This window comes from Neorhizobium sp. JUb45 (genome assembly GCF_004343585.1).
GTDB lineage: Bacteria > Pseudomonadota > Alphaproteobacteria > Rhizobiales > Rhizobiaceae > Neorhizobium.
On the sequence record NZ_SLYW01000005.1, the window covers coordinates 74,660 to 88,347 of the forward strand.

21 protein-coding genes are annotated in these 13,688 nt (G+C 59.6%); 9 read left to right on the top strand and 12 right to left on the bottom strand.

The annotated features are described in order from the left end of the window. Positions 1-8: 8 nt before the first annotated feature. From EDF70_RS19600 to EDF70_RS19610, 3 genes are read right to left on the bottom strand one after another with little or no spacing between them, the layout of a single operon-like run. The gene (locus EDF70_RS19600; protein ID WP_132277025.1) at positions 9-1,334 is read right to left on the bottom strand and encodes a phage portal protein; all 1,326 of its coding nucleotides are present in this window, start codon (positions 1,332-1,334) and stop codon (positions 9-11) included. Between the two features lie 4 nt (positions 1,335-1,338). Continuing rightward, positions 1,339-3,027: a terminase large subunit gene (locus EDF70_RS19605; RefSeq protein WP_245519250.1), complete on the bottom strand. Its 1,689-nt coding sequence runs from the start codon at positions 3,025-3,027 to the stop codon at positions 1,339-1,341. Between the two features lie 14 nt (positions 3,028-3,041). Then, positions 3,042-3,533, bottom strand: a complete 492-nt coding sequence (locus EDF70_RS19610) for an AraC family transcriptional regulator (protein WP_132277029.1) — start codon at positions 3,531-3,533, stop codon at positions 3,042-3,044. Positions 3,534-3,680: 147 nt separating this feature from the next. Here EDF70_RS19610 and EDF70_RS30025 point away from each other — a divergent pair, with 147 nt between their 5' ends. Next, a complete protein-coding gene (locus EDF70_RS30025; RefSeq protein ID WP_165932069.1) occupies positions 3,681-3,836 on the top strand; it encodes a hypothetical protein in 156 nt (51 codons plus the stop codon). Here the strand turns inward: EDF70_RS30025 and EDF70_RS19615 are convergent, their stop codons facing one another. The 9 genes from EDF70_RS19615 to EDF70_RS19655 form a co-directional block, all read right to left on the bottom strand. After that, positions 3,837-4,121 carry an HNH endonuclease gene (locus EDF70_RS19615; RefSeq protein ID WP_245519251.1) on the bottom strand — a complete coding sequence of 95 codons (285 nt, stop codon included), beginning with the start codon at positions 4,119-4,121 and terminating at the stop codon, positions 3,837-3,839. A gap of 287 nt (positions 4,122-4,408) precedes the next feature. Further along, positions 4,409-5,095 carry a transcription termination/antitermination protein NusG gene (locus EDF70_RS19620; RefSeq protein ID WP_165932074.1) on the bottom strand — a complete coding sequence of 229 codons (687 nt, stop codon included), beginning with the start codon at positions 5,093-5,095 and terminating at the stop codon, positions 4,409-4,411. Continuing rightward, positions 5,082-6,245: a helix-turn-helix domain-containing protein gene (locus tag EDF70_RS19625; protein WP_132277036.1), complete on the bottom strand. Its 1,164-nt coding sequence runs from the start codon at positions 6,243-6,245 to the stop codon at positions 5,082-5,084. The genes EDF70_RS19620 and EDF70_RS19625 overlap by 14 nt, the downstream gene beginning before the upstream one ends. 9 nt (positions 6,246-6,254) lie before the next feature. Further along, the gene (locus EDF70_RS19630; RefSeq protein WP_132277038.1) at positions 6,255-6,545 is read right to left on the bottom strand and encodes a hypothetical protein; all 291 of its coding nucleotides are present in this window, start codon (positions 6,543-6,545) and stop codon (positions 6,255-6,257) included. Beyond that, a complete protein-coding gene (locus EDF70_RS19635; RefSeq protein ID WP_165932075.1) occupies positions 6,542-7,192 on the bottom strand; it encodes a hypothetical protein in 651 nt (216 codons plus the stop codon). The genes EDF70_RS19630 and EDF70_RS19635 overlap by 4 nt, the downstream gene beginning before the upstream one ends. Next, positions 7,189-7,734 (bottom strand): hypothetical protein, encoded by a 546-nt coding sequence (locus tag EDF70_RS19640; protein ID WP_132277040.1) that lies wholly within the window; start codon positions 7,732-7,734, stop codon positions 7,189-7,191. Before EDF70_RS19640 ends, EDF70_RS19635 begins: the two co-directional genes overlap by 4 nt. Further along, positions 7,731-9,101: an SAM-dependent methyltransferase gene (locus EDF70_RS19645; protein WP_132277042.1), complete on the bottom strand. Its 1,371-nt coding sequence runs from the start codon at positions 9,099-9,101 to the stop codon at positions 7,731-7,733. The genes EDF70_RS19640 and EDF70_RS19645 overlap by 4 nt, the downstream gene beginning before the upstream one ends. 2 nt (positions 9,102-9,103) lie before the next feature. After that, complete coding sequence (locus EDF70_RS19650; protein ID WP_245519252.1) at positions 9,104-9,589, bottom strand: phage regulatory CII family protein; 486 nt, start codon at positions 9,587-9,589, stop codon at positions 9,104-9,106. A gap of 218 nt (positions 9,590-9,807) precedes the next feature. After that, positions 9,808-9,996, bottom strand: a complete 189-nt coding sequence (locus tag EDF70_RS19655; protein WP_132277044.1) for a helix-turn-helix transcriptional regulator — start codon at positions 9,994-9,996, stop codon at positions 9,808-9,810. 77 nt (positions 9,997-10,073) lie between these two features. On the opposite strand from EDF70_RS19655, the gene EDF70_RS19660 reads away from it, so the two are divergent. From EDF70_RS19660 to EDF70_RS19695, 8 genes are all read left to right on the top strand, one after another. Continuing rightward, entirely contained in the window at positions 10,074-10,736 is a 663-nt protein-coding gene (locus EDF70_RS19660) for an XRE family transcriptional regulator (protein ID WP_132277046.1), read from the top strand. Between the two features lie 175 nt (positions 10,737-10,911). Beyond that, the gene (locus EDF70_RS19665) at positions 10,912-11,097 is read left to right on the top strand and encodes a hypothetical protein (protein WP_132277048.1); all 186 of its coding nucleotides are present in this window, start codon (positions 10,912-10,914) and stop codon (positions 11,095-11,097) included. 4 nt (positions 11,098-11,101) lie between these two features. Further along, on the top strand, positions 11,102-11,329 hold the full coding sequence (locus EDF70_RS19670; RefSeq protein ID WP_132277050.1) for a hypothetical protein: 228 nt from the start codon (positions 11,102-11,104) through the stop codon (positions 11,327-11,329). Between the two features lie 59 nt (positions 11,330-11,388). Next, entirely contained in the window at positions 11,389-11,751 is a 363-nt protein-coding gene (locus EDF70_RS19675) for a hypothetical protein (protein WP_132277052.1), read from the top strand. A 43-nt stretch (positions 11,752-11,794) separates the two neighbouring features. Then, positions 11,795-12,751, top strand: a complete 957-nt coding sequence (locus EDF70_RS19680; protein ID WP_132277054.1) for a DUF2303 family protein — start codon at positions 11,795-11,797, stop codon at positions 12,749-12,751. 67 nt (positions 12,752-12,818) lie between these two features. Continuing rightward, on the top strand, positions 12,819-13,040 hold the full coding sequence (locus EDF70_RS19685) for a hypothetical protein (RefSeq protein ID WP_132277056.1): 222 nt from the start codon (positions 12,819-12,821) through the stop codon (positions 13,038-13,040). Then, complete coding sequence (locus EDF70_RS19690; RefSeq protein WP_132277058.1) at positions 13,040-13,369, top strand: hypothetical protein; 330 nt, start codon at positions 13,040-13,042, stop codon at positions 13,367-13,369. The genes EDF70_RS19685 and EDF70_RS19690 overlap by 1 nt, the downstream gene beginning before the upstream one ends. Then, positions 13,359-13,688: a hypothetical protein gene (locus EDF70_RS19695; RefSeq protein WP_132277059.1), complete on the top strand. Its 330-nt coding sequence runs from the start codon at positions 13,359-13,361 to the stop codon at positions 13,686-13,688. The genes EDF70_RS19690 and EDF70_RS19695 overlap by 11 nt, the downstream gene beginning before the upstream one ends.

Genomic DNA, 13,688 nt, shown 5'->3' on the forward strand with positions numbered 1-13,688 from the left:
CGGAAGGCTTATTCGTCATCGTCATCACCTTGCTTTTTCGCTGGCTTTGGCGCCGGCTCGCTCGGAGGGTCGGCAGGTTCGCTGGATACCGGTGCGCGGCCGGCCATCATCGTGTGCGGAGGTGCTTCACGCTGCGGCAGATCCATTGCATTACGGACTTCGTCGACATGCATCCATGGAGCATGCCCGCCAGATCCGAGAGCCTTGGACAGGAAGTCAGCCTGATCTTTGAGGGATCCGCGCAGGAGTGCCGCCGGGTTGAACTTGGCCTCGTATGTTTCCGCCTCTTCGTCGTCGAGGAGGCAACGCTCGATTGCCTGCTGCCACGCTTCGAACCACGGGTTCAGGGCATAGGCGACGAAGAATTGTCCCAACGCCTCGATGCCTGAACCCCAGCTGGTTTCATCCACCATCAAGAGTGGACGAGGTACGCCAGAGATGCGTGCAATCTCCTCAACCTGCAGCTTGCGAAGCTCCGCCATCTGGGAGTCGCGGGCGGTCTGAGAAAAGGTCTTCCAGTCCATCCCCTCTTCGAGGATCAGGCTTTTGCCTGCGTTTTCCGCACCCTCTTTTTCTGCGAGGCTGGCCTTAAGCCGGTCATACGCCTCGTCAGAGAGTTTCCCCTTGTGAGAAAGCGCTCCACCGACGAAATTTCCATTCTGGAACATCCGGCCCGAAGCCAGTTCCGCAGTCAGCGCCAAGCCGATCGCTTGCTTCGCTTGCTCAACAAGCGAAAAGCCGTGAATCCCATCCAGAGAAACACCGCGAAGATGGAAGATATCCGAGGGCGCATAGGTGATCTGCGCCCCTTTCGACGGCTGGTAGACATATTGCATCCGCCAGTCGTCAGTCAGTTTCGTCGTCATCCGTCGCGGATCAAGCGGCACGAGCCGCACGGTGTCGTTTTTGCCGGTCCTAAGGTTACGAGAGCGAACAATCAGAGCGTAGGCATCTTTGTGGACCAACGCGCGAAGCTGCATGCAAGCGCGAAAATCGAACGCGCTCTGCCAGCTGTTCGGCCGGCGATGCAGCAACTTGAACAGCGGATGGTCAGTTGCTTTCGTTTTGTCGCTGCTCTTGATCAGATGCAGCGGGAGCATGCCAATCGAATTCGAGATCAGGCTCGTCGCCCGAAACATCGCCGGATTGCGGAGCGCCGTCTCCGGATTGACGGTGAAGCCTGACGCCGACATCAGCCCGTCACGCAAGAAATCGATCAGTCTCGAGTCATAAAGCTCTGAGAACTGGACGCCCCCATTGCTATCCGCGCGTGGTGACGCCACCGCAATAGTCGCAGCCTCTGGACTGCGGCGGAACCTGTCAAAAATACCCATCCGCTCAGACCATCCTTATGCCGCGCGTCTCGTAGACAGACCGCCCGACCGCTTCCGGGTTCAGGAACATCAACATGGCGGCGTTGAAGAGAGCCATCAGAGGGTCAATCTTCGAAGCGCCAGCAGCCTGTTTGGTGACGAGGTAATTCGAGCCGCGAAGCTCAGTTTTTGCGTTGCCCACCGCCCAAGCCATGAGCGGCTGACCGCAATGGACCATTGTTCGGTCTTTCAGTTTACGAGGCAGCGTCGTGATCGCCGATTGCAGTTTCCACCCCTGTCCAACGGCGAGTGTCAGATCACCCTCGATGCCACGCTCTGCCAGAACATCCAGCAGCGTGGCGATGCCGTAAGCATCAAGGCCTATTCCGGCGCGCTCCGGGAGAAGACCCGAAACATGAAGGCGCTCGCAGATATCCGCGATTTCTTTTACGTCGTCGTCGACTTCCTTGCAGACGACAAGATCACCTTCTTGCTCGAACTGGCGAAGCCTCGGCGCGATCTCCTGGCGACGCTCGAACACATCTTCATGTGCCCATGCCCGCCCCCAATGCAGCCAATTGCGCGTCTCTTTGTGCCGCCCAATGACTGCAATCGCCATCAAGTCATCAAGGCCACCACCATCCACACCGACGACAGCAACGTCGCACTCGGCAAGCAACCGGTCCAAGGTCATACCCTTGGCCGCCGCGGCGAGCCAGTAATCGGCGCCGGCCCAACGATCAGCATGCAGCCCGAGACCGATCTCAACGTTGAAGTGCTGCGAAGCGATCAAGGCAAGCTTTTCAGGCCCCTCGCGCATTGCTGTGGCTATCTCACCAGCCAGATAGTCTTCATCAACCGACCGATTGAGGTTCGGGTTAACCCTCCCCCACATTTCGGGGCGCATCCAGCCGCCATCAACTGCATCTTCTGGCGGCAGTTCGTAGAGGACAGCCAGCATCGGGAATGCAAAAAGGCCATCTCGAACATCCCTCGCCTTCTTCAGCTCAGACTTGAATACGCCGGTCGGTGGCGTTTTCGACTGTGTCGTAATCTGGACGAGAAACCCGTCCGTGCGCGCCGCCAGAGAACCGCGTATTTCGACGAAGATGTCGGCAGCTTTCGCCATGGTGGCGAACACATGCGTCTCATCGATCAGGATGTATGTCGCCTTGGAGCCGGTGATGACGTCCGCAGCGGCGGCTTTGACGATGATCACCGCAAGCGTGTTGAGGTGGGTAATCATCTTCAGGTGGTCCTGAATGTGAAACAGCTTCGAAAGCTCCTCATCCAGCCTGACAATACCCGCAGCCTGCTTGAAAGATATCCCCGCAATCGTCTTCGTCGGCGCAATCAGCAACAGTTCCGCTTCTGGGCGCTCGTTCAAGATCGCGGCGGTGACCATGATCGCAGCCGCGATCGAGGACTTTCCGTTCTTTTTCGGCACCAGCAGGAAGAACTCACGCAGCATGCGCCGCTTAGTTTCAGGATCGTAGCTCCCGAAGATGACCCTGACGATCTCGAAAACCCACTCATCGCAGGCTTCACCATACGTCGGGTTTCCGATCACATCCGGCACCCGAAGCCGCTTGAAGATGCGCAGCGCCTTCTCGGCTATGGCATCGTAGAGCGGAAGCGCCGGCACCATGCTTTGGCGAAGCCGGATTCGATCTTTCCAGTCTGGAACGGCGGTCGACCAGGTCGAAGCCGGCATCCAAGCCGTGTCCATCAGTTTGGCTTTCCTACTCCTGGAAGCAGATCGCTGCCCCAGTGGCTATCGGCACCGGCAGTCTTCGCCGCCGCCTTGGCAACTTCCTTTTTCCCCTGCGGCGCGGTCTCTTCCTTCTGCCGACCCGCCTTTTCCTGCGCATCGCGCAAGCGGCGATCCATTCCCATGCGGTCGTTGGCGTCGAGCATCTTGCCCAGCTCCTTGAGGGCAGTGACGTTCCCGGCGTTGACTTGCTCCATGGCAACCTCAAACCGGCGAGCATCCAGACGGTCACGCATTGCATCCCGCTCCTTCAACTCGGCTCTAAAATACCGCTTCAGCGTGGCCGAAGAGATGCCGATGCCATTTGCCATCCGCTCAATGCTCCAGCCCAACGCGAGCAAGAGCTTGATTTTGTTCCTGTCTTTTTCCGAAGGCTCATAGGGCGGGCGACCGCGCTTGCCTTTCCACTCCGGAATAGCGTGCCCGAAGAGGTCAAAATTCTCGTTCATACGAAAAAAATCTCTGCGTGAGGGGGACGCGGGTGCGGGGCCGCCGGCCCTTCTGAACTTTTGACCCGCCCCCCCCTAAGAGAGGGGAACCGATCCGGGCATCAGGGGTTGATGCGGCTCATCTACCGATCATCAAAGGATGCCTGCATGAACACCGACAAGAAAGCCCGTCGCGGCATGACCACCTACGTCGCAGTGATCTTCGTGATCGGCCTCATCATTGCCGGCGCTTATGTATTCGTTCTCAAACCCGGCGAGACCGCTGACCAGCCTGCTGTTGAGGCAGTCAATCCGAACGGTTAATCACCAACCGGGCTGCGCACGTTCCTGCTTCTGTTTCTCGCCGTCGTGGTAAGCCTTGGTCACCGTCTGGAGATTGTTGATATCCCAGAACAGACGTGCGTCACCGCGATGCGGCTCCTTGTGGTCGATCACCGGGCTGTTTGGCTCGGGATGCTTGCCGGTGCAGATCACGCCAGTCTGCTGGCACGTCCAGTGATCACGCTTCAAGACCTCGATACGAAGTGCCTTCCATCTCTGACTGTGATACCACTTGCGCCAAGGGATCACCTTCTCGCGCTCATTCAACCTTGCCTTCTCATCACCAGGCGCACGACCAAGTCGTGACGGCATCGAGGTCAACCGAGGTGGAAGAGACTTGAGACGAGGAGGCATACTCTAAGAACACAAAAGGCGACCTCTCGGTCGCCTATCATCCTATGCAGCAGCACTTGCCCTGACTTCGCACCTCTCAAACGAGGCTGTCAGAGCCGGGGCCGGAGGAGAACATCAATCCCCTAAGGGAGCATCAGACGCTCCGGTCATCCCGCAGGCAGTGGCGAGACTCGCCGCTGCCTTGTCCGACTCGATAAACCTCATGCGGCCAGAGAGTCAATATCAAGTTCCACGGGCCTCATGCTGCCGAAGAGATTGATCTCAACCTCGGCACGCCAACGGTCGGATACCACCTTGCGCACCACTGCCTGAAAGTCTGCGAAAGGCCCGCGAGCGATCGTTACATGGTCACCGACCGATACCGGAATCTTGAACTCATCGGGCTGAACACACTCACCTTTCTTAACACCAAGCATAAGCGCATCCATGACCTTCGGAGGCATCAGAAACGGCCTTCCGTCCCGGCCCATGATGCCCTTGAGGCGTGAGGCTGACAGCACACCGACGAACGCTTCCTCTGTCGGGACCACGCGAATGAACAGATATCCACGGAAGAATGGCCGAAAGATATCCACAGGCTTGAGGCCACGACGAGGGCGCGTCCTGAACTTTTCCATCGGGCACCAGCTCTGAATATGGTTCTCGCCCAGTTCCTCGCCGATTACCTGCTCACTGCCAGACCGACACGTTGCGACGACCCAACGCGCCATCCGGTCGAAGCCGGGGGCATCCATGCCCGCAGCCTGAACAAGATGACCGCGAGCCGCACGAGCAGCCTCCGCCTTTTGCTGGCGCTCGTATAGGCGAGCACGCTCATGCGCCGATAGCTGGGCCTCGACCATGGGCCGGAAGCTGATCTTCTTTCCGGTGATCCTATTCTGCATCATCACAACCCTTGCCCTCGTTGAGTTTCGCCTCAAATACCGCCATCGCATCTTCCGGCTGACCCGCCGGGAAATAGAGCCATTCATGACCGGTTGCCGGCAGCCACGGCCATCCGCGACGATCGTGCAGCGCCTTCCATTCGGCGGCGAGATCGCTGTCGCGGTGGACCTTCTCGAAGCCCTCGGAGACGACCAGAAGCTCCGGCAGCACCGACGCGCCTTTGGCGTTTGCCGCCAGTTCATGCAGGGTATTCACCTTCGGCCAGCCGTACTTGGAGCGACGCTCCATTTCGACAGCCTTTGCCGCCTCAGCGCTCTGGCTGGCCTGATTGCGCTGGAAGGCGGTCATCACCGGCCATGCCGTAGCCATCGGTTTCAGAAGCTCGGAAAGGCGAAGCGCCATCCATGCACGGCTGAACGGGTTGTGCATCGAGGCAGGCGCCACATCGGAACGAGGATCTTCCAGACGCTCCCAAGCCCGTTCCTTGAGGTAAACCGCCGGGAATGTGAAGCTGCCGCCTTTGCGGGCCTTTACCGCAGCAACGAAAGCTGGCGTCTTCTCGATGCAGGCTGCACGCTGGTCTGGCGTCAGCTCGTACCAGTTCCGCCGCGTGGCATCCTCACTGCCGTTGGGATAGGTCGGCCAGGTCGGCCACCAGCGGAGGAAATCACGTTCGATCTTTTTCCTGTCTTCCCCGGAAATCGCGCTCGCGCCCTCTCTCTCAGGTTCCTTTACAGGTTCTCTTACTGGTTTAGCGGACTCCATTGTCCGGTTCAAAACGTCGTTTTTGTCCGGTTCAAACTGCTGATTTTGTCCGGTTGAAGCGTCGATATTTGAACCGGACAAATTGTCCGCCTCAAGATTTTCGGTTGCCGCGATGAAGCCATCCTCGAAAGAAAGCGAATAGCGGTTTTCCTTGCGGAACTTGCCCTGCCGCTGCTCGACCCAGTTCACAAGCCCTTTGGCGCGCAGAGAGACGAGATGACGGCGCACAGAGCGCTCGTCGATCTCGCAGGCCTCGGCAAGGTATTCCTGAGACGGGAAGCAACCGAGGACCGGGTTATGGCAATCAGACAGGTGGAACAGAACGCGCGCTTCCGCACAGGAAACTCCACGCACGGTAGCGGCCCAGTTAGTAGCTTTATGGCTCAAAACCGCCTCCTACCAGACCGGCGGCAGCCCGAGCGCGATGCGATACATCACGCCGCGAGCGGCTTTCAATTGCATGGACTGGAAATATCGACCATCAGGCCGACGATCGCGGCGGTGGGCAGCTGTCTCGATATCGAGATACGAAAGACCATCTAAAAAGGCAGTCCCTTTCAGAACGCGCCGTATCGTCATCTCGCATGACGAAAGCAGATCAGGCGGCGCAGTCAGCAGCCAGTTGGCGCGTTCGCGCTCATTCTGGCAATCACTCAAAACATGGATTGACGGCAGAGCCTCCATCATCGACCGATCTCCCGTTCGATGCGGCGCGCCAGCGAGCGCAGCTCGTCAACCTTCGGCACGAGAGCGTTGAACGCCTCGCGGCTGGCAGATGCCGCCGCATCCGCCTTTTTGACGAGATCCGAGACCTCCTCCATTGCCGCCGTCACCTGAACCTGCTTTTCCGCATATTCGTCGAACAGGGGATTGGAACCGGCAGGACCGAAGAACTCGTCACGCGTCTTCGTCACCCAGTCGCGCGGCACGCCGAGATCCTTGGCAACGGCGGTATCGGTCCAGGGCGTCTTGTATGCGTCCTTGCCATATACCTCGTCGAGTTTTTCCATGATGATGCGGCGGTCTTCACGCGTGCATTCGCGCGGCGGCTCCGCCATCGGAGCCGGATTGGCTACGGCGTTGGTCATGTTCTTTGTCGCCTTTCGCTGGGCTGGGCGGGCGTGAAGAGGGCAGAAGTCCTTGCGAGCGGAGCTTCCGACCGACCATCCCTTGTTCTGGAAATACTGCTGTGCCGCGACAGGCGGCCGGCGCTTGTGGCCCGTCTGGAACGGGTGATAGGCAACTGCGCCACAATGGGCGCAGCTGATCTTCATGGCCTTGAGCGGGTTGCCCTCGACCGAGATGCTCTCTTCCGGAAAGGTCCGATCGGTCATGCCGCGACACCTTTCTTCCAGGCGTAATAATCGGCGCGCAGCTTGAGAAAACGCGCGCGAGCCTCAAGGTCGTCGTTCAACTGCCCCTTGGACTCGATGTTCAGAAGGAACTTCATCCGGGTGTCGGCCGCTCGCTCGGAGGCGATCGCGCTTCCACCGGCCTTCCCTTCAAGGAAGCGCCAGAACGGAATTTTCTCGCACAGCGATTTCGCCATGAAGCCAAAATTCTCGGCTTTCTTGCGCCCTGCCAGATTGGCAACCTGCTCGCGCAGTTCACGCACGCGTTCCGCTGCACGCCCGAAGAACCCTAGGAACAGGAAAAGGTGATCGAGCGCCCCGGCCACCAGATCCTGTTCGTCACACGTGGCCTCAGGGTGAAGTGTCAGAATGCGCACCTCCTCACCGGTCGCGCGCACTGTCACCACATGCATACCGTCCTCGTCCGACCAGATGCTCCAGGCATCACCGGCCATGCGGTCGGCGATCTGCCTCAGCTTGTCGAGCTTGCGTTTTTCCTTCTCGCGGTCGATTGGCTCGCTCATGCCGCCAACTCCGCCGCTGCCGCCTGCGCTGCCACATCTTGCGGCACGTGGTCGGTCCAGTTCACACGGATATCGACCGTCTGGTTTCCGTAGGTGCCGTCCGGCTGCAGCTCCCAGATGAACCACGCGGTGTTCATGCTGCTGGAGGCGACCGGACCGGTCCAGCCATCGCGATGCATCATCGGAAGCCGACGCGAAAACGATAGCTTGCGCGCTGGAGGGTTCTCGTCGAGCACGAAATTCCGCTCCGGATCGTCATATCCGAACCAGAAATTGGCATTCAGCAGCAGCGCCATCTTGCGCGGCCGGTGGACCTTGAGGGCGTGCGCCACGAACGCGTTCAAGACCGCGCCGTAAGGCGGATTGGTCACGATATCCGGGCAATCGTCGAATTGCTCAGTCGTAAGGAAATCCGCGACACCTTGAAGCTCGCCATGCGCCGTTGCCGTGCCGTAATCAACAAGATCGGAGATCCGGACGTCATACCCGGCATCTTCCATCGGGCGGCTGGTTGCGCCGCGCCCGCAGGAAGGGTCCCATACCAGCGGCCCGAATTTCTCCAGCGCCAGCAGCGTGAACATCGCCTCCGGCCCGGTTTCGTAGAGATTGTTTCCGCGCTCTTCCTTGGTCGCCGTTTTGGTACCGATCGACGCGCGAAGGCTGGCGCGCGTCGGTTCAAGCCCTGCCGCAAGACGTGCCGCAATAGCGCGTTCCGCGATACCCGGCTCCCGCCGGTCGGCATCCAGCAGCTTCTTGGCGTAATGCAATTCCTTGCGGGTCAGCCCCGCCTCTTCCGCCGTAAAAGCGTTCTCGTCGGGAACGCTTTTTGGCCGTCCTTTCAGCGTCTTGCCTTCCTGCCCTGCCCTTTCCCATTCCTCGGCAATGCGCATCTTGGCCTTGACCTCGATGTCGAGAGCGTCGGCCTGAATGCGATGGCACGCAGCAAGGCTTTCCTTCAACTTGAAGCGAGCAGAGAAGCTGGCGCCGGCCTTGGCTTGATCATAAACGCCCTCGGCAAGCTGGCGCGCGGCAAGCACGTCACCATCGGCAAACATCAAGCGCGCCTGGCTGTTGCGCACCGCCAGAGCGGTGAGACCGGTTGACGCCTCTGCGGAGGCCGCCACGACCTCGCCTCCGGAAACGCCGGCATCGAGCCATGCCAGCATCTCGCGCGCCTTGTCGGTCGGGTACCAGACAGAAGCGGCCTTCTTGTCGCGGTCTAGATATCCGTGGGCATTGACGTTCGTCGCTGCGGTGCGTTCCGCCTGCCCATTATCTTCGAAGCGACCGGCAGCAACAGCGGCGCGGACGATATCCAGCCCACGTGGGCCGGGAACCTTGAATGGTTTTCTCTGTGGCACGGCCATGTTCAGCCCTCCGCCATGTTGGCGCGGACTTCGGCGATTTCACGCTCAAGCTCGCGGAGTTGCTCTTCGATTGCCTTTTTGTCGGCGGCGCAGATCCGCCCGTCAGCGCGCGCTTCCCGCAGCGCGTTGAACACATCCATGGCCTCTTTCATGAAGTCCATGACGTCGCCGTCCGAAAGCTTGTGCGCCTGCGGCTGCTGGCCGTCTTCCGGAACGAGGCGATAGCCCAGCTGCCGCGCCGCCTCGGAAATGATCATCGGGCTTCCGGCGCGCCGGTCAGCCTCGACGGCAACATCGACGCCGATCACCTTCTCGAAATTGTCAGGATCATGGATATCGATGTAGCGGGAAAGCACCGGGCCGCTGACACGCGTCAGCCGTGCGAACGATGTCAGTCCGCCGCCAAGCTTGAGGCAAACCGCCGTTGCGCCTTTGATGGCGAGAACGCCCTCGTCTTCAATTGTTCGAATGCTGCCATCTGGACGCACGTTAGCGCTCCTTGCCGTCAAGGTACGGTTTTCGAGAAAGGATTCCGTGATTGCCGCGCGAGGGCGGCCTAGAGATCTGCCATCAGATCAAGGAGGCCCGCATGCCAGACCAACCAGAAAAGAACCGCCGGAGCACGAAGGTCCGCCGCTCCGGCGGCCAGTCACGCAACCGCCTGCCTCATAGGGGCGATTGCGGGGGGAGAAGTTCAAAGACGACATCATTCAGCCGCCTCCGCAACGAGTATGAAATCGTTGGGGCAAACTGCACCGTGCGTTACCTCAGCGATACGACGCATCTGCTCAGGACGAGGCACACGCTCGCCGTATCGCCATTTCTTAACGCCGGACACAGATACGCCGCCGACAAGATCCGCAAAGGAATCGTCCGAAATATCGTTATCAGCCATGTAACGGTTCAACTGCATGGGCAAAACTTACCCATATTGGGGAAGATAAGCAACCCCAATATGGGGCGCGACAGACGATGACCCTTGTGGATTCATTCCCCGCCATGGGAAACAAGCTGAAACAACTGAGAACCGCCGTCGGCTGGACGCACGAGCAAGCTGCGGAAGCGATGGGCGTGTCGCGTGGCCAATTCATAAAATTGGAGCGGGGTGAGCGGCGACTGAACACCGACTACATCGAACTCGCAGCCAAAGCATTCCAGGTTCGACCATCCGAGATTATTGAAGATGCCGACCGCGAGACCGTGCCACTGATGGGCTATGTCGGAGCGGGAGCTGAAATAATGCCAGAATTTGAACAGACCCCACCTGAGGGACTTGAACAGATCGAGGTGCCTTTTCCGTTGCCGGATGACATGATTGCGTTCGAAATTCGTGGTGACTCGATGCTTCCAGTCTTCAAGGACAAATCTGTAATCATCGTGTATCGCGAGCAAAAGCGACCGCTATCGGCTTTCTATGGGGAAGAAGCCGCAGTTAGAACGTCGGACGGAAGGCGCTTCATCAAGACAATTATGAGGGGCTCGACAGGCGTGAACTTACTCTCTTGGAATGCCGCACCGATTGAAGACGTCCAGATCGAGTGGATTGGAGAGATATTTGCGACGCTGCCCAGATCGTCTCTGAAGAGGGTTGAAGCTGCCGGAGGAATACAGGGACGGCTCCCGATTAGCGGCTGACATGACCAACCCGCAACACAAATAAGCCCCGGAAAACCGGGGCTTTTTTCGTTCACACATCAGGCTTTCAATTCCGCACTGCTAAATATTCCCCATTTTGGGGTTGCATATATTCCCCATTATGGGTAACTTTTCTCCAGCGATCAACATGATCCGCAGATCCAAGGAGAAAAGCATGCAAGACACGCAGCAATCCACAACGCGCAACACGATCATTGAGATCGCGTCAGTAATGCGTGCCCATCCCGGCGCCACCGATACCGAAATCTGCCAGTTCGGGTGCTTCACGCGCCGCCAGATCGACCAGTACGGCAAACAGGCCGCCGAGCTGGCGGGCCAGCAGTCCGAAACCCGGAACTGATCCGATGCCGGCCGCTGACTTCACGTCCGACAGAAGCCTGACCTTCCGGACGCCGCCGCCGGTCGAGGCCGCCCGCCCGAAGCAAAGCCATTTTCGCGTCCATCTCGCGGACGGCACGAAGCACGACGTTTCGGCGGCATGCGCAGATGACGCATCCCGCCACGTCGGCAAGCGATTTCCCGACATCAAGATCACCAAGACCAAGCTGATCCGCGACGCGGGCGCAGCCTGAACCGATAAGCGCGCCGCTGCCATTCAGCGTCGGGCACCGCCTCAACCGGGAACAAACCCATGAAGATCATCCGTGATGCCAAAACCCTGTTGGGCATGCTCGAAAGCGGCAAGCTCAACGAAGAACTTTCCGCCACGCTGCAGGAAACCCAGCGCGGCCTTCAGGAACTGGCCGAAGCCCAGCCGACCCGCTCGTTTTCCGCGACCGTCAAACTTGAACTGAAGCTGACCGCCAAGGGCGAGATGATCCAGTTCGATGCCGACATTCCTGACGTGAAGATGCCGAAGCTGCCGCGCCGCTCCAGCGTGTTCTTCCTCGTCGACGACGGCAGCATTTCCACCGAGCACCCGCAGCAGCTCGACATGATCGGCGGCCCTCGCGAGATCGAGCGCGGCCAGTCGCCATTCACTCGTCCCGCCTGATCGGCGAGCACACCCTCACCATTCCTCAATCGGAGAATGAAACATGGACCAACTGTCCGAAACCGCCGTCAATGCCGTCGCCGACCTCGCCAAGAGCGCAGGCGCAACCGTTCTCACTGTCTCAGCACCATCGAACGCCAAGGGCATTCCGACATCCGTGCCGGCCCTTCTCGATCCGAAGACGGGGAACGCAACCAGCCTGAAGCAGCTTTTCGACGCATGGCGCGACACGCCGGACCGCAAGTCGGGCACCGCACGCATTACCACGCTGGAAAGCTTCATCGATCTGACCAGGCGCCACGCGACCGAGAATTCCGCCATCTTCGCCGCGACCGACTGGAAGGCACCGTTTCTCCTGACCGTCGTCGATTACCACCACAAAAACACTGATGTCGCTAGCACCGAAGGCGAGGTCATCGGGACGGAAGTCGGCAAGCCGGAGAACGGCAAACACCGCATCGAATACAAGTTCCCGCTGTCCGAGGAATGGCAGGCTTGGGTAAAGATGGACAAGCAACCTCTCAACCAGCAGGCCTTTGCCGAATTCATCGAAGATCACATCGGCGAACTTGCATCGCCGCATGAAGAAGAGGTGACTTTCTGGCAGGACAAGCTCGGCGGCAAGGTCGCATATCCGCACGAACTGAAGATGCTGTCGATCGGCCTCAAGGTTCACGCCGAAACCCGTGTGTCCAACAACGTCACGCTGCAGACCGGTGAAGGCGAACTGACCTGGGAAGAAACCCATCGCGACATGAAAGGCGACAAGCTTATCGTGCCGTCGCTCTTCATCATCCAGTTGCCGCCGTTCTTCATGGGCGAAGCTATCCGCCTGCCGGTGCGCCTGCGCTACCGCGTTCGCGAAGGTTCGGTGGTTTGGATCTTCCAGATGTATCGCCCTGACGTCTACGTGACCGAGCAGGTCATGCGCGACATGGAGCGTGCCGCCCGCGAAACCGATCTGCCGGCCTATCAGGGCACCCCGGAAATGTCGGCCTGACACATCCGCTTCGCCTGGCCGCATGCCACCCCTCATGCGGCCTTCGAAACGGATGGAGGTCCAGTCCATGCAATCCAAAGATCACTTCACCACCGATGACCCCGGCCCGCGCGGCGCCGAGCACATGCATTTCGAAGGTGAGGCCAAGCGCCGTGCCAACGCCGTGCCGTCTCGCGGCCTCATCGGCGCGATGCTCGTCATCGCCATCCTTCTCTTTTGCGCGGCGGGCGCCATGGCCTGCCAGCGCCTCGTTGAGTTCAACAACCATCTTTCGCGGGAGCTTGTCTGATGGAAAATATCTTGCGCCTGCCGGTCGCGGTCCGCCGCTTTCCGCGTCTCGCCTTCGACAATACACGCCCTGAAGACGTTGCCGCCGAGCAGCGCCGCATGGACGAGCTGTGCGCCACCCGGAATTACCTGCTTGCTGCGCTGACCCACATCAACCGCGAGATTGACGGTCTGTGTGTGCCGCAACGCGGCATCCGTGACGCGATTCCGATGGTCGAGGCCGCTCTCTTCCACAACCTGACGCTGGACGGTTGCAGCGAGACGGATCGTCCGCTGCGCAACATGCTGGTCGCCCGCGAGGAGCTGAGGGATAGGAACAATGCCTCGTAATCACCTGCGCCAGCCGGCAACCGCCACATCCGCGAGCCTAGACCCCGTGCAGGTTCGCAGCGCGATCGAAAGCGGCGCTCGCGCCTATGAGGTCGCCGAGCGTTTCGGCATCACCGAATGCATGCTTTCGCTTTTCATGCGCCGGCACGATATCGCCGTGCTCGCCAGCGACCGCTTGCCGCCGCCGGATCTGTCGCGCCCTGACCGTATAATCGTCTGGAAGTCCATTCCTGACCCCATGTCCGGCGTCGCCCGCCGCAAACGCTTCGCTCTGCCGCGTATCAGCATGCAGGTCGCGGCGATGATGGAGACACAGTGA